This window comes from Chitinophaga sp. S165 (assembly GCF_003182155.1).
Classification (GTDB): domain Bacteria; phylum Bacteroidota; class Bacteroidia; order Chitinophagales; family Chitinophagaceae; genus Chitinophaga.
Genome location: NZ_QGTG01000003.1, coordinates 434,243 through 456,230, shown reverse-complemented (window position 1 = coordinate 456,230; position 21,988 = coordinate 434,243). Strand labels below are relative to the sequence as shown.

General features: G+C 45.9%; 20 protein-coding genes. 13 read left to right on the top strand and 7 right to left on the bottom strand.

Annotated elements, in window-relative coordinates:
- Window positions 1–23 precede the first annotated feature (23 nt).
- From C7475_RS16325 to rpe, 4 genes are all read left to right on the top strand, one after another.
- Window positions 24–959 carry a homoserine kinase gene (locus tag C7475_RS16325; protein ID WP_110054643.1) on the top strand — a complete coding sequence of 312 codons (936 nt, stop codon included), beginning with the start codon at window positions 24–26 and terminating at the stop codon, window positions 957–959.
- Window positions 960–965: 6 nt separating this feature from the next.
- Window positions 966–2,273: a threonine synthase gene (gene thrC, locus C7475_RS16320; protein ID WP_110054450.1), complete on the top strand. Its 1,308-nt coding sequence runs from the start codon at window positions 966–968 to the stop codon at window positions 2,271–2,273.
- 116 nt (window positions 2,274–2,389) lie between these two features.
- Window positions 2,390–3,403: a tetratricopeptide repeat protein gene (locus C7475_RS16315; protein ID WP_110054449.1), complete on the top strand. Its 1,014-nt coding sequence runs from the start codon at window positions 2,390–2,392 to the stop codon at window positions 3,401–3,403.
- Window positions 3,404–3,456: 53 nt separating this feature from the next.
- Window positions 3,457–4,122, top strand: a complete 666-nt coding sequence (rpe, locus tag C7475_RS16310) for a ribulose-phosphate 3-epimerase (protein WP_370445428.1) — start codon at window positions 3,457–3,459, stop codon at window positions 4,120–4,122.
- A 94-nt stretch (window positions 4,123–4,216) separates the two neighbouring features.
- On the opposite strand, the gene C7475_RS16305 is transcribed toward rpe, so the two are convergent.
- Window positions 4,217–4,597: a response regulator gene (locus tag C7475_RS16305; RefSeq protein ID WP_158286519.1), complete on the bottom strand. Its 381-nt coding sequence runs from the start codon at window positions 4,595–4,597 to the stop codon at window positions 4,217–4,219.
- A gap of 23 nt (window positions 4,598–4,620) precedes the next feature.
- Window positions 4,621–6,837, bottom strand: coding sequence for an ATP-binding protein (locus C7475_RS16300; protein WP_110054446.1), 2,217 nt, complete (start codon window positions 6,835–6,837; stop codon window positions 4,621–4,623).
- 479 nt (window positions 6,838–7,316) lie between these two features.
- Here C7475_RS16300 and C7475_RS16295 point away from each other — a divergent pair, with 479 nt between their 5' ends.
- The 3 genes from C7475_RS16295 to C7475_RS16280 all read left to right on the top strand — a co-directional run bounded on the left by C7475_RS16295 (window position 7,317) and on the right by C7475_RS16280 (window position 9,729).
- Window positions 7,317–8,276, top strand: coding sequence for a PhoH family protein (locus tag C7475_RS16295; RefSeq protein ID WP_110054445.1), 960 nt, complete (start codon window positions 7,317–7,319; stop codon window positions 8,274–8,276).
- 218 nt (window positions 8,277–8,494) lie between these two features.
- Window positions 8,495–8,962 (top strand): DUF4878 domain-containing protein, encoded by a 468-nt coding sequence (locus C7475_RS16285; RefSeq protein WP_110054443.1) that lies wholly within the window; start codon window positions 8,495–8,497, stop codon window positions 8,960–8,962.
- 224 nt (window positions 8,963–9,186) lie between these two features.
- Window positions 9,187–9,729 (top strand): inorganic diphosphatase, encoded by a 543-nt coding sequence (locus C7475_RS16280; protein ID WP_110054442.1) that lies wholly within the window; start codon window positions 9,187–9,189, stop codon window positions 9,727–9,729.
- Window positions 9,730–9,871: 142 nt separating this feature from the next.
- Here C7475_RS16280 and C7475_RS16275 read toward each other — a convergent pair whose 3' ends face one another.
- Window positions 9,872–10,642 carry a C40 family peptidase gene (locus C7475_RS16275; protein WP_110054441.1) on the bottom strand — a complete coding sequence of 257 codons (771 nt, stop codon included), beginning with the start codon at window positions 10,640–10,642 and terminating at the stop codon, window positions 9,872–9,874.
- An 81-nt stretch (window positions 10,643–10,723) separates the two neighbouring features.
- Here C7475_RS16275 and C7475_RS16270 point away from each other — a divergent pair, with 81 nt between their 5' ends.
- The 4 genes from C7475_RS16270 to C7475_RS16255 all read left to right on the top strand — a co-directional run bounded on the left by C7475_RS16270 (window position 10,724) and on the right by C7475_RS16255 (window position 13,572).
- Window positions 10,724–11,296, top strand: coding sequence for a sigma-70 family RNA polymerase sigma factor (locus C7475_RS16270; protein ID WP_110054440.1), 573 nt, complete (start codon window positions 10,724–10,726; stop codon window positions 11,294–11,296).
- Complete coding sequence (locus tag C7475_RS33480) at window positions 11,289–12,353, top strand: tetratricopeptide repeat protein (protein ID WP_158286518.1); 1,065 nt, start codon at window positions 11,289–11,291, stop codon at window positions 12,351–12,353. The genes C7475_RS16270 and C7475_RS33480 overlap by 8 nt, the downstream gene beginning before the upstream one ends.
- Before the next feature lie 238 nt (window positions 12,354–12,591).
- Window positions 12,592–13,158: an RNA polymerase sigma factor gene (locus C7475_RS16260; protein WP_110054438.1), complete on the top strand. Its 567-nt coding sequence runs from the start codon at window positions 12,592–12,594 to the stop codon at window positions 13,156–13,158.
- 60 nt (window positions 13,159–13,218) lie between these two features.
- Entirely contained in the window at window positions 13,219–13,572 is a 354-nt protein-coding gene (locus C7475_RS16255) for an anti-sigma factor (protein ID WP_110054437.1), read from the top strand.
- Between the two features lie 75 nt (window positions 13,573–13,647).
- Here the strand turns inward: C7475_RS16255 and C7475_RS16250 are convergent, their stop codons facing one another.
- A complete protein-coding gene (locus C7475_RS16250; RefSeq protein WP_146217567.1) occupies window positions 13,648–14,901 on the bottom strand; it encodes a lipopolysaccharide assembly protein LapB in 1,254 nt (417 codons plus the stop codon).
- A 131-nt stretch (window positions 14,902–15,032) separates the two neighbouring features.
- Complete coding sequence (gyrA, locus tag C7475_RS16245; protein WP_110054435.1) at window positions 15,033–17,627, bottom strand: DNA gyrase subunit A; 2,595 nt, start codon at window positions 17,625–17,627, stop codon at window positions 15,033–15,035.
- 407 nt (window positions 17,628–18,034) lie between these two features.
- On the opposite strand from gyrA, the gene C7475_RS16240 reads away from it, so the two are divergent.
- Complete coding sequence (locus C7475_RS16240) at window positions 18,035–19,360, top strand: saccharopine dehydrogenase C-terminal domain-containing protein (protein WP_110054434.1); 1,326 nt, start codon at window positions 18,035–18,037, stop codon at window positions 19,358–19,360.
- Window positions 19,361–19,417: 57 nt separating this feature from the next.
- On the opposite strand, the gene C7475_RS16235 is transcribed toward C7475_RS16240, so the two are convergent.
- Entirely contained in the window at window positions 19,418–20,113 is a 696-nt protein-coding gene (locus C7475_RS16235; RefSeq protein WP_110054433.1) for an NAD-dependent deacylase, read from the bottom strand.
- 77 nt (window positions 20,114–20,190) lie between these two features.
- Between C7475_RS16235 and C7475_RS16230 the strand changes: the two genes are divergently transcribed.
- Entirely contained in the window at window positions 20,191–21,048 is an 858-nt protein-coding gene (locus tag C7475_RS16230; protein ID WP_110054432.1) for a phosphatase PAP2 family protein, read from the top strand.
- Between the two features lie 53 nt (window positions 21,049–21,101).
- Here C7475_RS16230 and C7475_RS16225 read toward each other — a convergent pair whose 3' ends face one another.
- The gene (locus C7475_RS16225) at window positions 21,102–21,986 is read right to left on the bottom strand and encodes a DUF4349 domain-containing protein (RefSeq protein ID WP_110054431.1); all 885 of its coding nucleotides are present in this window, start codon (window positions 21,984–21,986) and stop codon (window positions 21,102–21,104) included.
- Between the last annotated feature and the right edge of the window lie 2 nt (window positions 21,987–21,988).

Genomic DNA, 21,988 nt, shown 5'->3' with positions numbered 1-21,988 from the left:
ATACCTTAAATTTCGAACTCCTCATGGGAAATGACTATATAAAAGTATTCGCCCCCGCTACTGTTGCCAACGTAGCCTGTGGCTTTGATGTGATAGGACTGGCCATGGATGCTCCCGGCGATGAAATGATCATGCGGAAGAGTGATAAACCAGGCGTTACCATTACAGCCGTACATGGCGCCAACCTTTCTACCGATCCTGCCCAAAACGTATGCGGTGTAGCCATCCAGGCATTGCTGCAAAAGTATGGACAACCTGATGCCGGTATAGAACTGGAACTATTCAAGAATATTCCTCCCGGCAGCGGTATCGGCTCTTCTGCTGCCAGTTCAGCCGGCGCCGTAGTAGGCGCAAATCATTTGCTGGGCAATCCTTTTACACCTAAACAGCTCGTACGCTTTGCTATGGAAGGCGAAAGACTGGCCAGTGGCGCTGCCCACGCCGACAACGTAGCTCCTGCTATACTGGGCGGCTTTACGCTTGTTCGTAGTTACAAGCCGCTTGATATTACCGGCCTGCATACGCCGTCAGAGTTGTGGGTGACCGTTATCCATCCGCAGATAGAAGTGAAAACTTCCGATGCCCGTGAGATCCTCAAACAAAAGGTGCTGATGACAGATGCCATCCGTCAGTGGGGAAACGTAGGCGCTCTTGTTGCCGGCCTTTACCAGGAAAATTATGACCTGATCAGCCGCTCATTAGAAGACGCTATCGTTGAACCTGTACGCGCCATACTCATTCCAGCGTTCTTTGAACTGAAAGTGAAATGTAAGGAAGCTGGTGCACTAGGTGGAGGTATCTCCGGCTCCGGACCATCCGTCTTCATGCTGAGCAGAGGCGAAGAAAATGCCCGTAAGGTGGCCGCTATGATGGATACCGTGTATGCGCCGCTGGGCGTGGACTACAAGATCCATGTATCGAAAATAAATACGGAAGGTGTGAAAATTACAAAAGTGTAAAGTCTAATGAAATATTTCAGTCTACAGAATAAACAACATGTTGTCTCTTTCGAGGATGCAGTAGTACAGGGGCTCGCACCGGATAAAGGTTTATACTTCCCGGAACGTATCCCCGCTTTTGAAAAGGATTTTATCGATAACATCGAAAAACATAATGACCTCGATATTGCCTACACTGCCATCAGGCCGTTCGTAGGTGACGAGATCCCGGAAGCTACGCTGCGCCAGATCATTGCAGATACGCTTAGCTTTCCTTTCCCCGTACAACAGGTGGCTGGCAACATCTATGCATTGGAACTGTTTCATGGTCCTACGCTTGCTTTCAAGGACGTAGGCGCCCGCTTCATGGCTGGTTGCCTCGGCTACTTCAGACGGAATGATACCCGTCCGGTAACCGTCCTCGTTGCTACCTCCGGCGATACCGGCGGTGCAGTGGCCCACGGCTTCTATAATGTACCCGGCGTACGTGTGGTGATCCTCTACCCTTCCGGTAAGGTCAGCACCCTACAGGAAAAACAACTGACCACCCTGAATGGTAATATCACAGCGCTTGAAATAGCCGGCACTTTCGACGACTGTCAGCGCATGGTGAAAACCGCTTTCCTGGATGCGGAACTACAGGCCCATTGCCTGCTCACCAGCGCTAACTCTATTAACGTAGCTCGTTGGCTACCGCAGATGTTCTACTACCTTTTAGCCTGGAAACAGTTGAAAACAACCTATCCCAATGTTGTTTTCTCCGTGCCCAGTGGCAACTTTGGTAATATCTGCGCCGGTATGATGGCAGCTGCTATGGGTTTACCCGTAAAACATTTTGTAGCCAGCACCAACGTCAATGATACCGTTCCACGGTTCATGCAAACAGGCCAGTATACTCCAGGACAAGCAACACCGACCCTTTCCAATGCCATGGACGTAGCAGATCCCAGCAACTTTGTCCGCATCCTGGAACTGTTCGCCAACAGCCTGCCTGCCCTGAAAGAGAAGCTTACTTCCATCTCTTTCGACGACAAGGCTACAGCTGCCACAATGGAACAGGTATGGGCAGCGCACCAGTATATGCTGGACCCTCACGGTGCTGTAGGGTATCTCGGTCTGCAACAATACCTCCAGCAAACAGCCGCCGGTAAAGACGTAGCAGGTGTATTCCTGGAAACTGCCCATCCGGTTAAATTTGCCGACACCGCCCCTGCCTCCCTGCAGGAAAAGATCGTTACCCCCGAAAGAGTACTATCCCTGTACGATCTCGAAAAGAAAGCCGTACAGCTGCCTAACGACTATAACGCACTGAAAGATTGGCTGACCGCCAATTGATCCGGCATGCAACCATACAAATGGCCGCCCCTTAAAAAGGGCGGCTATTTTTTTTAAATACCGCACTCCCTTTCCCCTAACTCCAAAACATCGAGCATTTTTTATATTATTGTCTTATGAAATACCTGTTTCTTTTATCACTGTCCATTCCCTTTTTCTTTTCCTGCCAATCTGGTAAAACGGAAGAGCAGACTAATCATACCGATGCCGACTCGGCCCTCTATGCGCCGCTCGTATTGCCATTAACAGACTCGATCACACAATTCCCGGACAACGAAGCCCTCTACTTCCGAAGGGCCCTGCTCCTTTTCAATACCGATCCGGCACTGGCTCAAAAAGACTTTGAAAAGGCTGCACAACTGAAACCGGATGTGACCGACTTCTGGGCAGGCGCCGGCGAAGCAGCCCTGGTGGTAAAAGACTATCCCCGTTCAATTGCTCACTTTGAAAGAGCCCTGCAAACGGCTCCGGGGTACCCTTACCTGCAATACCAGCTGGCCACGGCCATGATCGAAAACAAGCAGTATAAGTCGGCAGACAGTGTCGCCAGCATCTTAGGCCAGTCGTCCGGTACGCACGATAAAGCCTTCTACCTGAAAGCCCGCATTGCCGAAGACAATAAGGACACCACCCTCGCTATCAGTCATCTGACCACTGCCATCGATAAAGCCGGTTTACAAAGCGATTACAGCGCCGTAATGGAGCTGGGCGATCTCCTGCTCGTCCGTCGTTCACCTGCCGCTGTTAAGTACTATAAACTGGCTGCACGCCTCGATTCTGTGAACTCTGAGCCCCTCATCTCCCTGGCGCAATACTACGAGATGACCGGCAACTATGCAGAAGCAGTAACCACCTATAACAACAGCATCACTACCGATCCTGACGATGAAAGGGCTTACCTCGCTTTGGGAAGGATCAATATGAAGAAAAAGGACATCAAAGAAGCCTTTCGCTACTTCGACCTGGCCGCCAAAGCATCCCCTGCCAATGCGGAAGCCTACTATTACCGCGCACAGTGTTATGAAAGCCTGGGCCGTAAAGAAGATGCCATAGACGACTATGTAAAGGCACTTACCTTCAAAAAAGATTATCCGGAAGCTAAAGCTGCATTGGACAAACTAAAGAAATAACAGCTATATTCGTAACCGACTAAAATGCATTGCATTAACTAATTATTAAACGCGTGGCTTTGGAAAATAGAAACACATTTGTCGCACCGTCATTACTGGCATCCAACTTCCTTGAATTAGGTAAGGAAGTAGAAATGTTAAATCGCAGTGAGGCTGACTGGTTGCACCTGGATGTAATGGATGGCAGATTCGTACCTAATATCAGTTACGGACTCCCCGTAATTGCACACATAAAAAAAGCAGCTAAAAAGACCTGTGATGTGCACCTCATGATAGAAGAACCGGAGAAATATGTTGAGGACTTTAAAAAGGCCGGAGCAGATATTCTCACCGTTCACTATGAAGCATGTCCGCATCTGCACAGGAACATACAACTGATCAAAGGACTGGGCATGAAAGCCGGTGTTGCACTAAATCCGCATACACCCGTGCACCTGCTGGAGAACATCATTAACGATATTGACCTCATTCTGATCATGAGCGTTAATCCTGGTTTCGGCGGACAAAGCTTCATTCCTAAAAGTTATGAAAAGATCCGCCAGGCAAGAGAGATGATCAATCACTATAAAGCACATGCTTTAATTGAAGTAGATGGTGGGGTAACGGTGGAAAATGCAGGCAGCATCCTCGATGCAGGCGCTAATGTATTGGTAGCAGGTAGCAATATCTTCTCTGCAAAAGATCCAGAAGCAGTGATCAGCGCATTGAAACATGCATAAGTAAATTCTGTGTTCCAACACATACTATAAGAAAATGCAAGAGGGTTATACTGATGTCAGTATAACCCTCTTTACTAATAATATAACGCTGTTATCAGCTCGCCTGTAACTTGGTAATGATCTCGCTGGACAATGGCTTGGTCAGATACCCTTTTACGAAAGAGTAATTATCTACTTTCTTACGGTCCTTATCATCGATAGATGACGTCAGCACAAAGATGCCGATCTGTTTTGCAAGATCTTTGTAAAAGCCGGCATAATCGTTCAGGAAATCCCATCCGTCCATTACTGGCATATTCAGATCAAGTAAGATCAGATCAGGCAATTGCTCCGGATCGAAAGAATTTTGGCGTAGGTAATCCAACACGTCCTGTGCATCAGAAAAAGCCCTCACATTCTCTCCAATACCCTGTCGTTTGATCATAATGTTCGCGATCTGCTGATGAATCGGATCATCATCTACGATAAAAATCATGTTGTGCAATTGCATACAGGGATTTATTCTGTTTTAAAGGTAATAATAAATTTCGTACCCTGACCCGGTGTACTCTCTGCCCGGATGCTTCCGCCCATTGCCTCCACCTGCGTTTTTGTAATGAACAGGCCGATCCCTTTCGCATCTTTATTCTTATGAAACGTTTTCCTGAAACCGAACAGCTTATGACCAAAGCGTTCCATATCAATCCCAAGACCGTTATCTTCGGCAGTCAGTATCATATACCCATTCTCCAGCCAGCTGCTGAGATGCAGACGGGGCCGGTGTTCCAGCGTACGATAACGGATGGCATTGGTGACCAGGTTCTGCAGGATACTGTCCAGGTAAAGTCGTGGAAACTCCAGCATAGGCGCATGCTCAAAATTGGTGGTCAGCTCAATACCGCTCTTTTCTATATCTGCAAATAAAACGTCTTTCACATACTGCAGACGTTCGGAAAGCATAAGTGGTTCCGTTTCAACGTCAACATTTTTTCTGATCTGTACAACGTCTACCAGGTCGTTCAGCGTCTCATCGATCTTAAATATTACTTCCTGTAGTAAGGCAAGGTACTGCTGCCTTTCAGAAACTGATACCGAATCATTGTGCATCTGCATCAGGGCTTTCAGATTGGCAATAGGCGCCCGCAGGTTATGCGAAGTGATATGCGCAAAGTCTTCCAGCTGCTGATTCTGGTTCACCAGGCTCTTGTTCAGCTTATTCAGTTGTTTATTCGCGCGGAACAAGTCCTTCTGCATATTACGGCTATCCGTAATATCGCGGATAAAAACAGACACAGTACCATCCCTCATAGGAGTGATCAGGAACTCATACCATTTATAGCGGCGGGGAAAATAACTGCTGAAAGATGAAGAGACACAGTCTGCCAGCGCCGCAGAAAAGCGGGCTTTGAAAGGCGTGGCATGTCCCAGTTCCGGCATGATATCAAAGATATTCTCTCCCTCCATGATCTGCCTGCCGGCCATCTGTTCTGCCTTGCGGTTAGCAAATGAAAGCGTCCCGTCTTTTTCCATGGTGGCATACCCCATGTCAACAGCATCAAAGAAAAGATGCAGCTGTTCCGTATTTCGCTGCAACAGGTTCCGCATCTGCTGTTCCTGCTTCTTGTCTGTAATATCATTCACCAGTACAGCAACGATCTGCTGTTTATCTACCGGATCCCGTAATGGAAACAGCGTGAGGTCCAGCCAAACTTCCCGGCTCTGCGCTGTCCAGCGGCTGTCCTTCGAGAAATCCAGTTGCTTCTCCACGCGGATCACCTTATTGTCGGCCATCACATGCATGAAGAGCTCATCCAGTCCGTACAGGCGCGAGAAAGGATCGCTCATGATGTTGAAGGGTGCCTCGCCTTCGTCGTAATCATACTGAAAGAATTCCCGTTGCGTATGATTAATGCGGCGCACAAAGCCGAAATGATCAAATTGTATATAACCGATAGGCAGGTGTTCAATGATCAGGTCCAGCAGGCGGGCACTTTTCTCCAGCCGTCTGAAGGCGAGCTGTTTATCCGTAATGTCCTGCATCATGAGCTGTAAAGTCTTAATAGCCCCCTGCTCATCCATCACCGCAAAAACCGTCGCATCATAATAAGAAGGCAGTATCCTGATCACCCCGTTAGTGGAATGCTCGCGGTAGCCAAGTAAAATTTCTTTTTTGGCAGATGCTTTGGTAGACAGCACCTCTTCAAACAACTCGCAAAGACCGGTCTCCTGGAAAACCGGCTCATCGAAAAGGTTGTAGCCGGGCCTTGACAGTGCAGGATCGATTTCTTCCCAGATGTTTTGCTGCAGGCCATTAGCACAGCAATGAATACCTTCCGCCGTAAACTGTTGTAAGCCGCAGGGAAGCGCCTGCAATAGAGAATAACTGTCCACAACCGGGCGAAGGTTTGTGATGTCTGTGCCCGACAGCAGAAAGTGTTCTCCCACAACTGTCAGTTGCCATTTTACCCACTGGTGGGTATGGCAATACATATCCACACAGGCGTTTCTGCCCATAACATGCAGGTGACACAGCATGGGCCAGTAAACCCCTGCCAGCTTCCCTATAACATCATCAAAATGCAAACTACTTACATTTGCTGCCCGGTGAAATTCCCCCTCCGGAATCTGCAGCCATCCTGCCGCCCCCTTGTTGACATATAGCAGGTTACCGTGCAGATCCAGTAATAGCGCAGGAATGACCTTTGTCAGCGCATTACCCATTATGGCATTCATCATAAAATCCCGAACGATAATCCCTTTAAAAATACTCAATATATGATTAAAAATACCTATTCTTTATAACTATCTGCCAGCGCAACAGCCATTTGTATTATTTAAGCATGTAATTTTGCGTTTTTCCACAATGTGGATTTCCCTTTTTCGGCAAGTGTGAAAGGATAAATATCTTTGGACAAAACACGCAAATCGGCACAAATAAAAACAGGCATGATGTATCCATTCTCATGACACAGAAAGATGACAACCGGTCACACAGGGACTACTAATTTTCTGCAGTTCTTGCTTTGGCTTGGTTATTGCCGCTGCTGGTAGGGCTGCTGCTCTTCCTCATACCGGAAATACTGCCAACGCAGAAAAAGTGGGGCCATCAATAAACAAGGTTATAAACTATAGGTTTCTTAATGTAAGGTGTTTAAGGTATATTGCCTCCAGCACCTTATATACAGATACCTCAAACGTTCTAAATAAGAAATCACTTGACAGAATCAATTATCAGCTTAGATAGCATTAACCCTATCGAGTTCTTCGGAGTTAACAATGGAAAACTTGATCTGCTAAAGAAGAAATTTCCACTGTTAAAGATCCTCTCCCGCGGTACACAGCTCAAGCTTTCCGGCGCTCCGGAAGAAGTAGCTACCGCACAGGAAAAAATCGGACAAATCATTTCCTACCTCGAACGTAACGGTAATCTCAGCGAAAACTACTTCGAACAGATCCTTGGCGATGAGGAAAAGGTAGACAATTTCAAAGACCGTAATTCCAACGAAATACTGGTTTTTGGTCCTAACGGACGCAACGTGAAAGCCAGAACAGCCAATCAGAAGAAAATGGTAGCGCTGGCCGACAAGAACGACATCATTTTCGCCATAGGCCCTGCCGGTACCGGTAAAACTTATACCGCCGTAGCGCTGGCCGTACGAGCCCTTAAGAATAAGGCTGTCAGAAAGATCATCCTGACACGCCCGGCCGTAGAAGCAGGTGAAAACCTCGGTTTTCTACCCGGCGACCTGAAAGAAAAGATCGATCCATACCTGCGCCCATTATATGACGCCCTGGATGATATGATCCCCGCAGATAAGCTTAGCTATTTCATGACCAACCGTGTTATCGAGATCGCACCACTGGCGTATATGCGCGGACGTACACTGGACAATGCTTTTATCATCCTTGATGAAGCGCAGAACGCAACCGACCTTCAGCTGAAAATGTTCCTGACACGTATCGGTTCTTCCGCAAAAGCCATTATCACAGGAGATCTTACCCAGATAGACCTTCCTAAAAATCAGAAGTCCGGATTGGAAAAGGCTACCCGCATCCTCCGCCATGTAGACGGTATCGGTTACCTCCAGCTGGATGAAGAAGATGTGGTAAGACACAGGCTGGTAAAAGCCATCATACGTGCTTATGATGCGGCAAAGGAACGGGAAGAGCACTGATAATTAACACTTCCTTAACAGTGTTTTAAGTATGTTCACGCCTTAAAACGTAAACTGTTAAAAGTATTCCTTGCCTATACCGGTTTACAACAAGGAAACCAACAATTTTCAAAAAAAGGTCCGGATCTTTAAAAATCACAACCCGCAGCACTAGCTGCTCTTTGTAATTTTCCACTTTCCACCTATTTTTGTTAACTGTATTATAATAGAACATTTGCATGACCAGTTATCTGCGTATCCTCACCTTGGTATTATTTTTCGGTACTGTATTCAGCAGTTGCAAGAAACGCGCTTCCCCGCAGGAAGTAGCGCTCAACTTTATGCATGCGATACAGGACTCGAACTTTGACCTGGCCCGGGACTACGCTACCAAGGAATCGCAACAGGTAATACAGCTCTACTCCTTCTTCGATGCCCGCCGTAACGATTCAGAGCGGGATAAGATCAAGAAAGCCGGGATTAAGGTTATAGAGACAGAAGAAAACGGCGATAAAGCAACTGTTACCGTATTGAACTCTTCCTCTAAACAAAAGGAAAGACTGCAGCTCGTAAAAGAAAATGGCCGCTGGAAAATATCTCTCACATTCGAAAGTATTATTCCAAACTATCTGCCTCCGGCAAGCGCACCATTGGATTCTGTCGATATGCTGCCTCAGGATACAACAGCTCCGCTCCCAGTTAATTAAAATATTATAAATACTCTTATCTGTATAATTTTGTATCTATTACGAAATTACAGTTGAGTTCCTTATTTTTGCCTCGCGCCAGCATTTTTATTCTAAATTCCACATTAGCATACGGTAAAACAGTTGCCAGGGTCCCGAAGAAAGACTTTGCGCCGTTATATCTTTGCAATGCGGAATAGATGCAGGGGCACCAAATTATAACAAACGAAAAAACAAAGTAGAAGATGACGACGAACAATCCCTGGCATTCAGTCAGCACAGGATCAGAAGCGCCTAACATAGTGAATGCTATTATTGAAATTCCTAAAGGCTGTCGCGCTAAATATGAACTGGACAAAGAAAGCGGCCTGCTAAAGCTCGACAGGGTACTGTATTCTTCCGTATACTACCCGGCTAACTATGGTTTTATTCCAAAAACCTACTGTGATGACCATGACCCGCTGGATATCCTCATCCTCTCCCAGGTTGACGTTGTTCCTATGTGTATCATGGAAGCAAAAGTGATCGGTGTAATGCAGATGATCGATAGTGGTGAAGCTGATGACAAGATCATCGCTGTAGCTGCAAACGATATGAGCGTTGCCCACATCAACGATATCACAGAATTACCTCCGCACTTCACGGCAGAAATCCGTCACTTCTTCGAAGAATATAAGAGACTGGAGCACAAAACCGTAAAAGTAGCCGAGTTCCAGAACAAAGCCGTTGCAGAACGTATCATACTGGAAAGCATCGAGTTCTACAACAAGACTTTCGGTGACAAATAACTAAGAGGAACGGCATCATGCCATCCTTTAAAAAGAACATCCCATAGCTCAGTAATATTATTACCGCTATGGGATGTTCTTTTTATATCATTATCTGGCTGGCAGTTGAATATCACCACCTACGCCACTACCTCATATCCGCCTAAAATACCCGCTTGATGATCCGCAGCTTATGCGTTCTTACACCGGTATCAATGTTAGTAATGCCCTGGTTGTCAATAGGGTCTACCCTTACCTTTCCCGACGAGTGAATGATCTCATGATCGTTCAGCAGGATGCCTACATGCACGAAACGCCCTTCCGGGTTGTCAAAGAATGCCAGATCTCCCAGCCTCGCCTCTTGCAGAAAGTCGACGGTTACACCCTGTGTCGCCTGCTGGTAAGTATCCCTTAACAGGTCTATACCCAATGTTCTGTATACCGTTTGCACGAATCCTGAACAATCCACGCCAAATACCGATTTGCCACCCCACAGGTATGCCGTGTTCAGATAATGGAAAGCAGCTGCTGTAAGGGCCGCAGTATCTACCGCATCTCCATTCCCCCGCTTAACTGGCTGCTCCTCAAACTGTACCTTTACCTTTCCCCAGTTTGTAACATGCTCCGCTCCTTTCACGGCGCATCCGAAAGGCACATGCATCTGTTTGCCATTCAGTTGCACACTGTTCACCCAACCTGCAGTATAATGCGTATACGGGGCATTGAACAACTCCTCGTCAATGATTTCCAGATGATTAAAAGTAGCCCAACCTTCATACGCGTCAAACTGGCATTTTACTCTTACCCAACCATCAGTTCCGGTCGTAATAATTTCACTGCATTCCCCCCACAAGGCTTGTGAGATAATTTCACTTTTATGAGATGGTTCCGCCCGTAATGGCATGACTGGAACAACGGTAATTGCGTATGGCATATTAATTGTCTAAAATAATTATATGTCAAAAGACAACAAAATGAACATTTTTGTCTTTTATATGTAAATATAGGTAACACTATGCTACAGCAGCTAACTAATTTATCAGATAAAGAATTGATTTCCCGGGCAAGAAAATTGAAGGACCAGGAAGCGGAAGGTGTACTCATGGAAAGATACAGCCACCTTATGGTTGCCGTTTGTTTACCCTATCTCAATAACGGTCCCGCTACTACTCCCGAAGAAGTCTATCCCGCTTTGCTTCAGAAACTCAGCGCCAGTTTAAGGACCCAAACGATCCCGAAAGCCAATGAATGGATCCATTATACTATCAGGGCACAACAAGCTCAGACAGAAAAGAATAGTCCATTTTTTCCCAGTACGGAATCTAGGGAACAGCAACAGATGGAAAACAAAGTAGAGAAAGCCGCTACCAACCTCAAAGAACAACAACTGCTGGCAGCAACAATGGAAGAAGCATTGCAGAAGTTGCCCGCGGAAGAACAATATTTTCTGAAAGAATTCTACCTTCATGCTAAGTCTTTTGCAGAACTGGCAGCAACAAAAAAGTATACTATTGAAAAAACAAGGCAGATTCTACAGCAAGCAAAGCAAAAAATGGCTTCCTTATTGATGCATGAAACCTATGAGTAACTTGGAAAACAATGAAAAAATACTGAAGATCTTCAGTAACATTCGCTGTCTGAACAGGGACCAGCTTCCCCGTTACCTGGATGGTCGTCTGACAGATGTTGAAAAACACCTGGTGGAACAGCATCTTGTTGACTGTAATCTCTGTTTCGATGCATTGCAGGTACTCCAGCAACAACAGTACAGGGAAAAATACCAGCCACTGGCCACAAGTATGCAACAATACATCCGTAACAGTATTAAACGGATCTCCCAGGTGCATAAAGTGGAACGCTACCAACGCCAGGAGCAGAAAAAAGAAAGTTTCCTCATCTATTTCTGGGTTGTGGCAGCTATTGCCATCAGCGCAGGTGTAATATATCTCGTACAGCAACAGGGCAAACTGAAATCGCCTGTTTCCAAAGCCATTGCAAGTAATGCAGACCTTCCTGCTGCAAAGTCGGAAAATCCGCCTTTACAGGCAGCCGTAGTCACGCCGGTACCGGCCGAAGAAGCGCCTGTACTAAAAACAGCGCAGCCTCCCGCAACTACACCTGCAGCACCGGCTGCTACACCACCTAAACCTGTAGTGAAAACGGACTCCGTAAAGGCAGCAGTTAAACCACCTGCAGCAGCGCCTGTTACTAAAGATAGTGCTAAGAAGCTTCCTCCGCCACCATCCAAACCGGCAGAAGCCAAAGAAACGACCCGGGTGGCCGTAGTACATAAGGATACGCCTGCCGTTGTTAAGAAAACGGAAGACAAACCGGCGCCGGTTAAAAAGGAAAAGGAAAAAGAAGATGTTCCGGAAAAGAAAACTGCTGAAGCTTCCGGTACAGACGAATTTCTCTATAAAGCAGCACAGGTATACCATCAGCAGGGAGACCTGAATGAGGCTATCTCCCGTTATAAACACCTTGCCGAAAGCCCGGGTAAATACGGAGAACTGTCCCGGTACCAGCTGGCTGTCTGCTATCGTAGCAAAGGCCAGACAGGTAAAGCCCGCCGTATGTTCAAAGAAGTTGTACGTATGAACGGCAGCATGAAAGACAAGGCACAGGCTGCACTGGATAATCTTTGATACAAATTATCGTCAGCACGTTTTTCCGACCCATAACATCATTAAAAAGCCCCTAAAGCATATTCCCCTTATTAAGTCCTAAAGGAGTGCTTTACGGGCTTAAAACCAGCCTTGTCGCAGGCTATTCGCTTTCCCCTAACTACCTGAGGTATAACCCTTCTATAATCAGTTCCTTTTATTTTTATGGAAATATTAAGGTCCACGCATCTTTATATTATAAGTATTTTATCTTTATCCAGTGAATTATAAGAATAGCCAGGACTTTACAGATGAAGAGCTGCTGGAACGGTTCAGGACCGACGATAACAGCGAATGGATAGGCATCCTGTTTGACAGGTATGCGATCCTTTTATTGGGTATGTGCATGAAATACCTTAAAAATGAGGAGGATGCAAGAGATAGTGTACAACAGATATTTTTGAAGGTACTAGCTGAGATAAACAAGCATAAGGTGCAATTTTTCAGGGCCTGGATCTACCAGGTGGCCCGGAACCATTGCCTCATGCAGTTAAGGCACAAAAACCAGGTGAGACAGGAAGAAGTCAGTGAGAAACACCTGAACAATCCGGCCGATCAGGAAGATGACAAAGCCAGGTTCGTAGAAAAGGATAACTTGCTGGAAAATATGCAGCATGCACTGGAACAGTTAAACCCGGAGCAGCGTGCCTGTGTCAAACTATTTTACCTGCAGAAACTATCCTACCAGGATATTGCCAGCCAGACAGGATATACTTTATTGCAGGTAAAAAGTTATATTCAAAACGGAAAACGTAACCTGAAGCTGTTATTAGGTGCCCAGGGATAGCCGGGTAAGCAAGCAGAACGCATCAAATAAGTAAGCACGAATTTAATTATTGACGACTTTATGAACGAAGAATACCAGGATATTTTCACAACAACGGCCTGTCCTACACAACAGCAATTGCTGGATTATGTGGAGGGAAGGTTATCGGCGGAGCAACAGCATGAAGTAGAACTTCATCTGGCTGATTGTGAGATGTGCAGTGAAGCTGTGGAGGGATTATCTGCAATCGGGCAGAAAGAAAAGATCCCTGTATGGTTACGGCAAATGAAATGGGAAATGCTGCGTAAGCTGCGTACCCGCAAACGCCGTAAAACCCAGGTGTCCTATTATACTGAACTGGCCATTATTGTGATCGTAGTGCTTTTCATTATCCTCGGTGCATTCTGGACATACCATTTCATGACACACAAGTAAAGATCATTCACTTATAAAAAAGTCCCGGCCTGTTGTACAAGCCGGGACTTTTTTATAAGATAAAGTAATGTGCTATTACTTCAGATTTTCAAGCTTTTTCTTAACTGTTTCTACTTTCGCAGTTTCGTTCTTGATAGCATAGATCTTCTGCAGTGCATACAGACAGCTTTCGTAAGTCTGTTTGTCGCTTGGTTCCAGGCTTGCTGCTTTAGCTGTAAAGTTCTCGTCTGCTTTTTCGAAGAAAGGCAGCGCCTGATCCATCAGACCAGTTACTTTAGTTTGCAGTTCCTTTGCTTTAGGAGTGTTCAGGGATTTGCTGTCCATTGCATTCAGCTCTTTGTTGAAGCCTACTGCACGGTTAAAATACAACGCACCTAACTGGAAGTTAGCAGTTGCATCGTCAGCTTTCAGTTCGATCGCTTTTTTGTATGCGCCTTCTGCTTTACCCATCAGCTCATCGTAGTTAGCTGGCTTTGGTGCATCCTGACCACCTTCGCTACGAGGGTTTGCCAGGTTGTCCACGCGAATACCGTAGTCCAGTACCGTCTGGAAATCATTTGGATTTTCGGCCATTTTCTTTTCCAGCATACCCAGTAACTCAGAAGTTTTACCGGTTTTGGAGTAGTACAACATCTCCATATCGTTAAAACGTTTGTCTTTAGGGAAGATAACTTTGGCTTCTTCAATAGTTTTCAGCCAGTTTGCATTGTCACCTTTCTCTTCGTAAGTCTGCGCCAAGATCACATACAGGGCTGGTTCAGCCTTGAATTGCAGGTCAGCAGCTTTTCTCAGATAAGTCAGCGCTTCATCTTTCTTACCAGCCTGGTTAGCAGCGTAACCAGCGTAGAAAGTCATAGAAGTATCTGCAGGAATGGAACCACCTAGGTTCTTGCCATTGTAGAATTCAGCAACGCTGAAAGCGTCTCTGAAATGAATGTACGCGGAATCCCATTTCTGGTCGTTCAGGTTACCATAACCTGCGTTACCTATGGTAGCATACAGGTTAAACATGCGCTGGTTCATTTCCAGCAATGCTTCAGGTAATTTAGCATTGATATCCAGGGCTTTCTTGTAAGCTTCGAATGCTTCCAGTGCTTCCTTGGCATCTTTCTTCTCAGTAGCAGTTGCTTCGAAGATCTTACCTTTTACATACCATGTTTTAGCTTCGCCTTTGGTTTTTTCATTTTCCAGTGCTGCCTGAATATCGGCTTTCGCTTTATCATAGTCTTTTTTAGTGAGTGCATCTTCTGCGCTGTTCACTTTAGCACGTTGTGCTACCGCAACCAATCCTGCACTGCAAAAGACCAATGATACCAGTAGTTTTTTCATGTTGCTCAATATTTTTTTGTTGTCTATAAGTATGGCCTTAGATTTTAATGCCTGTTTCAACCATAATAAATACAATCTGCCGCAGGTTAACCATTATTAGTTCGCACAAATATTTTGCGGTTTCTTATAATTTATTCTGCAGGCGTTTCTTCGTCCGTGGTCTCAGCAGCGGCTGTTCCCGGATCTTCGGAGCTGTTATCCTGGATCTGTTCACTTCCTTCTCCTTCCATACCTTCTATACCCTCTACGAGCTTATCTTCCTCTTGTTCATCCAGACGGGCTACAGCTGCGATTTCGTCCGTATCGTCCAGTCTGATCAGACGAACCCCTTGTGTGGCCCTGCCCGCTTCACGGATATCAGCTACAGCCATACGGATAGTGATTCCGGACTTACAGGTGATCATCAGGTCATCTTTCTCTGTTACTTCAAGCATCGCGATCAGACTACCTGTCTTCTCTGTAATATTGATGGTTTTAACACCCTTACCACCGCGGTTAGTAATTCTATATTCCTCAATATCAGTACGTTTGCCAAATCCTTTCTCAGAAACCACCAATACGGTACGGGTGGCATCCTCCTTATTTACACAAATCATACCAACCACTTCATCTTTGTCATTATCCACTTCAATACCCCTTACACCGATAGCTCCACGGCCTGTGTCGCGCACGGTATTTTCAGGGAAGCGGATAGCCCTACCGCTCTTAATAGCCATCATGATCTCGCTGTTACCATTGGTCAGCTTAGCTTCCAGCAACTGGTCGCCTTCGTTGATAGTGATAGCGTTCACACCATTCTGACGCGGACGGGAGAAGTCTTCCAGCAGCGTCTTCTTAATGATACCGTTTGCAGTACAAAGCACAATATAATGAGAGCTGATAAAATCTTTATCACCCAGGTCCTTAATATCTATAATAGCCCTGATCTTATCATCAGTAGGCAGGTTGATCAGGTTCTGGATCGCACGTCCTTTACCGCTCTTCTCACCCTCTGGGATCTCATACACCTTCAGCCAGTAACAACGGCCTTTCTCTGTGAAGAACAGCATGGTATGGTGTGTAGAGGCAACAAACAGGTGTTCGATATAATCCTCCTCACGGGTCTTACCACCTAAAGCTCCACGGCCACCGCGTTTCTGCTGACGGTAATCATAAGCGGATGTACGTTTGATATACCCCAGGTGAGAGATAGTGATTACCACATCTTCTTCTGCGATGATATCTTCCATACGCATTTCGCTCGCCAGGTACTGGATCTCAGTTTTACGTTCGTCACCGAAACGTTTCTTCACGTCTTCCAGTTCATCTTTGATGATCTTGAAGCGAAGTCCTTCATCACCTAATACATCCTTCAGGTAAGCGATCAGTTTCATTACTTCATCATATTCTTCCTTGATCTTATCGCGCTCCATACCGGTCAGACGTTGTAAACGCAGTTCCAGTATTGCTTTAGACTGGATCTCACTCAGTTCGAAGCGGCTCATTAAGCCCTCTTTTGCCTCATCCGGTGTGCGGGACCCACGGATCAGGGCAATTACTTCATCCAGGTGGTCAAGTGCTATCAGGTAACCCTGTAAGATATGCGCTTTTTCTTCTGCCTTACGCAGGTCAAAACGGGTTCTGCGTACTACTACTTCATGACGGAACTCTACGAACTCAGACAACATTTCTTTTAGGTTCAGTACACGCGGACGGCCTTTTACCAGCGCCACGTTATTGATACCGTAAGATGTCTGCAGTTCGGAATATTTGTATAGCTGGTTGATCACCACGTTCGCGATCGCTTCACGTTTCAGATCTATTACCAGGCGCATACCTTCACGGTCACTTTCGTCACGCGCTTCGGAGATGCCTTCTATTATTTTATCGTCAGCCAGCTGCGCGATCTTCTGGTGCAGGGCAGCCTTATTGATCTGATAAGGAAGCTCATAGATCACCAAACGCTCACGGCCTGCTTTGGAGGTTTCTACGTTGATCTTACCACGTACCACTACCCTTCCACGGCCAGTTTCAAAGCCTTGTTTCACACCTTCATATCCGTAGATGATACCACCTGTCGGGAAGTCCGGCGCTTTCACATGCTTGATCAGTTCTTCAATAGTAATGTCACGGTTATCGATGTAAGCGATCGCACCATCCACTACCTCAGAAAGGTTATGCGGCATGATGTTGGTCGCCATACCTACCGCAATACCCGACGCACCATTGATCAGGAGGTTCGGAATACGAGTAGGCAATACGGTAGGCTCTTCCAGGGTATCATCAAAGTTCAGCGTGAAATCCACTGTTTCTTTGTCGATATCTTCCAGCATTGCCTCTGCCATACGTTGCAGACGGATCTCCGTATAACGCATTGCTGCCGGCATGTCACCATCCACAGATCCGAAGTTACCCTGACCGTCCACCAGCATGTAACGTAAGCTCCAGGGCTGGGCCATACGTACGATGGTATCATAGATGGAGGCGTCACCATGCGGGTGGAACTTACCCATTACCTCCCCTACAATACGGGCTGATTTCTTGTAAGGCTTGTTACTGTTATTCCCTAACTCATTCATACCAAACAACACGCGGCGATGTACAGGTTTTAAACCATCCCGGACATCCGGAAGAGCACGACCCACTATCACTGACATGGAATAGTCAATGTAGGCCGTTTTCATCTGCTCCTCAATGTTGATCTGGATGATCCTGCCGTCTTGCTGATTTTCCGTATTTTCTGACATTGTATATTGTTGGTTTACAATTTATTTCGTAAAAAAATAAATAGATGCAAATATAGCCATTTTAGGCCGTATTCCGGCCGTTCTGACAGAGAATGTGAATAAAAAAGGAATTGTCATATGCAACAAATACGCTATGCACCAGGAACTATTTCCGCAGATCCTCCATTTAATCCTTATTTTGCAATAACTCCTTCAATTAATATTCCATATAAGAAAAAACTGGAATATTGGGAAAATAAAATATTGGCAAAGATTTTGTTTTTAACCCGGTGAAAATCAAAGGGTCACGGACAGTTAATTAGAATTCAGGTAGGTTAAAAACGAAATTTACTGAAATTTCGAACATTAGTAACACGACTGATGTTAAATCCCTGTTCGGTAACCATATTAAAGATGAACAAATTAATATGAAGAATATACTCTTGTTTGGTGCCGGTAAATCGGCCACAAGCCTGATAGACTACCTGGTGTCAAATGCTCCACGGCAAAAATGGCATATCACCGTAGCAGATCAGGACCTTGCACTCATTAAGTCAAAAACCGGTAAATCCTACTACGTAACCCCAGCCGCCATTAACATCCGGGATGAAGCTTCCAGGCAGAAACTGATACAGGAAACTGATCTCGTCATCTCCCTGCTGCCTCCCCCACTACACATTTTCGTTGCCAGAGATTGCCTTCAGTTTGGTAAAAACCTGCTGACCGCTTCCTACATCGATCCCGAAATAAAACAACTAGAAAAAGAAATAGAAGAGGCAGGGTTGCTGTTCATGTATGAAATGGGTCTCGACCCCGGCATTGACCACATGAGCGCCATGAAACTCATTCACTCCATCGAAAAGAAAGGCGGACAGATCTCTGCCTTCCGTTCTTACTGCGGTGGACTGGTTTCTCCCGAAAGCAACGATAATCCCTGGCAGTACAAGATCTCCTGGAACGCCCGTAACATTGTCCTTGCGGGTAGTTCAGGCGCTACCTACCGTGAAAAGGGAAAAGTCAAAGAGATCTCCTACCAACAGCTGTTCGATCAGCCTAAGACCATTCATATTCCAAGTCTGGGCAAACTGGCTTATTACCCTAACCGCGATTCTATGGGATACATGAGTGCCTATAAACTGGAAGAGATCCCTACTTTCATGCGGGCTACACTCCGCTATCCTGACTTCTGTGAAGGATGGAGCACCCTCGTTAAACTGGGTCTTACAGACGATTCCAAAAAGATCCACACGGATAAGATGACCTACTACGAGTGGACCAGCCAGAAAATACACCAGGATACAAAACTGAGCCATGAAGAGAACCTTGCCGGTTATCTCGGTATCAGTGCAAAATCAAAAATACTCCGTCAGTTGAAGTTCCTGGGGCTGCTGAACGGTGATACCATCGGTCTCGGTGAACAAACAAATGCCGCTATCCTCCAGCATGTGGTTGAATCCAAACTTGGTATGGAATCTTCCGATAAAGACATGATCGTCATGACGCATGAAATAGAATTCGAGAGAAGAGGTATGACCACAAGACTGCATAGCTATATGATCACCCAGGGAGAAGATAGTGTCCGTACGGCTATGTCAAAGACGGTCGGACTGCCATTGGGTATATTTGCCAAACTATTGTTGCAGGAAAAGATCAGCCTCAAAGGACTCAAAATCCCTATCATGCCGGATGTCTATAACCCGGTACTGAAAGAACTGGAAGAATACAATATCAGGTTCGAAGAAAGTTTTGAATAAACTAACGCTCATCCATAAACAGAAAGGGCCATCCGCCGGTCGGATGGCCCTTTCTGTTTATAACAGCTCTATTTTTGACAACGATTCTTCTAGCTCTAGTATCCCCTGTGTTGCGGGCTTCTCAATCTTTACAAGACCCTTGCGGTGCCCCATCTCCGGCAACTTTTTATCAATCACGTAGGCAGGCACTCCATCCGGTAAATAATCTATCAGACCTGCCGCAGGATATACCAGCAGTGAGGTCCCTATCACAACAAAGACATCAGCTGCCTTTACCATTTTAGCGGCATTGACGATCTTAGGCACATCCTCTCCGAACCACACTATATCAGGACGCAATTGTGCACCATCAGGTGCTTTATCACCCAGGTTAATGTCTCCCACTATCTCCCAGTTGCGTGTCGTGTCCCGCACACTGCGCATTTTTAAGATCTCTCCATGCAAATGCAACACTTTCTCCGATCCTGCACGCTCATGCAGGTTGTCTATATTCTGTGTGATGATCTGTACATCAAACTTTTCCTGCAACCTCGCCAAGCCAAAATGTGCATCATTGGGCGCCGCCGCCAGCACATCTTTGCGTCGCATATTGTAAAAATCTAGTACAAGCTGCGGATTTCTCTGCCATCCTTGCGGGCTCGCAACTTCCTGTACATCGTATCCCTCCCATAAGCCATCGCTATCGCGGAACGTACGCAGTCCACTCTCTGCACTGATACCTGCACCTGTTAAAACTACCAATTTAGGCTTCATTTCTACAAGACATTTTTAAAATTTAAATATACGGGTTTTAACATTTACCGTAACTTTATCGCCATAAATAACAGCAATTGAAGATTTTACAAACGCTTGTACTGTGTAGCGGACTGTTAGTGCAATTGAATGCCAGCGCACAGTCAGACACCACACATACCAACTATACTGATAGCACCGGAACGAATGAGGAACATGTTCTTACTGCAGCTGATACCACAATACGCTACCGTATAAACGGCGCTTATCTTGGAAGTATCTGGAGCGACCTTAAATACACTGTAGCCAGACCTGCGCACTGGCAGAAAAAAGACTTCGTTAAACTTGGCGTGGTACTAGGTACCGCAGGGGGGCTGCTGGCGGCAGATTATGAAGTGAAACAATTCTTCCTTCGTAATCATACCAACTTCTGGAATAGTGTAACCGGCCAGGTAGAACCTTTTGGTAATGCATACTCTCCCTACCTCGTAGGCGGTATGTATGTGGCAGGCGTCATATCAGGCAACCGCAAGCTGGAACATACATCCCTTATGACGGCGAAATCACTGTTGATCTCTACCCTGATCTACACTTTTGCCAAATCGGTGGTAAGACGCGGCAGACCAACATACTATGACGATCCGCTGGTATTCAATGCTCCATTCTCTATGGATAAATACCATACTTCCTTTCCTTCAGGACATATGCTGACAGTTACATCTGTTGCTACAGCCCTGGCGGAGGCTTATGGTGAAGAACATCCCTGGGTTCCCTGGGTTACTTACTCCATTGCGATCATGACCGGTACTACCCGCCTTTACCAGGAAAGACACTGGGGCAGTGATGTATGGCTGGGCGCTTCCCTCGGTTACTTTGTAACGAAAGGCATCTTCAAACGCCACCGTGACCTGGAAAAGAAAAAATCGTTAGCTGCTTTAGCTGCCAGCATGCCATAATTAAGCTTCTGCTTTCAGCGTACGGCGGCGCTTTATGTACTTGCGGATAACTATCACAACCGTATCGCCGCTAACCATAACGGCCATAGTTCGCTCAATGAAACAAGTAGCACCAATAAACCATTCCAGCCGTCTTTGATGAAGAAGAATAAACGGGAGAAAAAGCCCAGTCCCTGTGGTGTTGTATTGGAAATTACCTGGTAAAAAGAGAGGTGGATAGTACTCATGGATACATTGTGGTCGATGTACTGCGAACGTCCCTGATGAGCTGCTTCCACTTCTTCACGTATAGCCTTTAGCTGTTCTTCTACTTTCAGTATATCTTCTACCGACTTCGCCTGTTTAAGAATGTCCAGGTAACGTTGCTCAACTTCTTTTTTGGCCTTCATCCTGGCCGACATGTCCACATATTCTTCAGTAACGTCTTTTGAGGTGATCTTTTTCTCGATCGGGTTTTCACCTGTACCTGCCAGTGCATTGAGGCAACTGTCAAACTTCGCTGAAGGCACTCTTATCTCCATTTGTGTTTGCAAGGAAATTTCAGAGCGGCTTTCAAGCTCATTTACAATTTCTCCCCCGTTACGGGCGACGACAGCTATAAGTTCTTTACGCGCACTTTGATAATCACGGACGGAATAACGGACAATACCTTTTTTGATGATCTTTTTGGGAATATTAGCGTAGCTATCTGACAATAAACCTGATGAGGCATCCTCCGGTTTTGAGGGACTGTTGCCGGCCTCCGGTTCATCAGCCACTGCCGGCTTTTCTGCATATGCTAAAGGTTCACGGACCTGCATCGCTACTTCATCTGAGCCCTTAATTCCCCCCTGAAAATTGTCGGGATGCCCGCAGGCACTGATCAGCAGTACGATCGAAAAAACAAAATATGATATAACAATCCGGGCGTACTTTAAAAAAGAACATCTTCTTGTCATAG

Excerpts from the sequence above, each read along its gene's own strand:
- C7475_RS16275 (WP_110054441.1), bottom strand. The coding sequence starts at position 10,642 with ATGCCATACGCAATTACCGTTGTTCCAGTCATGCCATTACGGGCGGAA.
- C7475_RS16270 (WP_110054440.1), top strand. The coding sequence starts at position 10,724 with ATGCTACAGCAGCTAACTAATTTATCAGATAAAGAATTGATTTCCCGG.
- C7475_RS16300 (WP_110054446.1), bottom strand. The coding sequence starts at position 6,837 with ATGATGAATGCCATAATGGGTAATGCGCTGACAAAGGTCATTCCTGCG.
- C7475_RS16225 (WP_110054431.1), bottom strand. The coding sequence starts at position 21,986 with ATGACAAGAAGATGTTCTTTTTTAAAGTACGCCCGGATTGTTATATCA.
- gyrA (WP_110054435.1), bottom strand. The coding sequence starts at position 17,627 with ATGTCAGAAAATACGGAAAATCAGCAAGACGGCAGGATCATCCAGATC.
- C7475_RS16280 (WP_110054442.1), top strand. The coding sequence starts at position 9,187 with ATGACGACGAACAATCCCTGGCATTCAGTCAGCACAGGATCAGAAGCG.
- C7475_RS16240 (WP_110054434.1), top strand. The coding sequence starts at position 18,035 with ATGAAGAATATACTCTTGTTTGGTGCCGGTAAATCGGCCACAAGCCTG.
- C7475_RS16315 (WP_110054449.1), top strand. The coding sequence starts at position 2,390 with ATGAAATACCTGTTTCTTTTATCACTGTCCATTCCCTTTTTCTTTTCC.
- C7475_RS16305 (WP_158286519.1), bottom strand. The coding sequence starts at position 4,597 with ATGATTTTTATCGTAGATGATGATCCGATTCATCAGCAGATCGCGAAC.
- C7475_RS16235 (WP_110054433.1), bottom strand. The coding sequence starts at position 20,113 with ATGAAGCCTAAATTGGTAGTTTTAACAGGTGCAGGTATCAGTGCAGAG.
- C7475_RS16255 (WP_110054437.1), top strand. The coding sequence starts at position 13,219 with ATGAACGAAGAATACCAGGATATTTTCACAACAACGGCCTGTCCTACA.
- thrC (WP_110054450.1), top strand. The coding sequence starts at position 966 with ATGAAATATTTCAGTCTACAGAATAAACAACATGTTGTCTCTTTCGAG.
- C7475_RS16250 (WP_146217567.1), bottom strand. The coding sequence starts at position 14,901 with ATGAAAAAACTACTGGTATCATTGGTCTTTTGCAGTGCAGGATTGGTT.
- C7475_RS33480 (WP_158286518.1), top strand. The coding sequence starts at position 11,289 with ATGAGTAACTTGGAAAACAATGAAAAAATACTGAAGATCTTCAGTAAC.
- C7475_RS16285 (WP_110054443.1), top strand. The coding sequence starts at position 8,495 with ATGACCAGTTATCTGCGTATCCTCACCTTGGTATTATTTTTCGGTACT.
- C7475_RS16325 (WP_110054643.1), top strand. The coding sequence starts at position 24 with ATGGGAAATGACTATATAAAAGTATTCGCCCCCGCTACTGTTGCCAAC.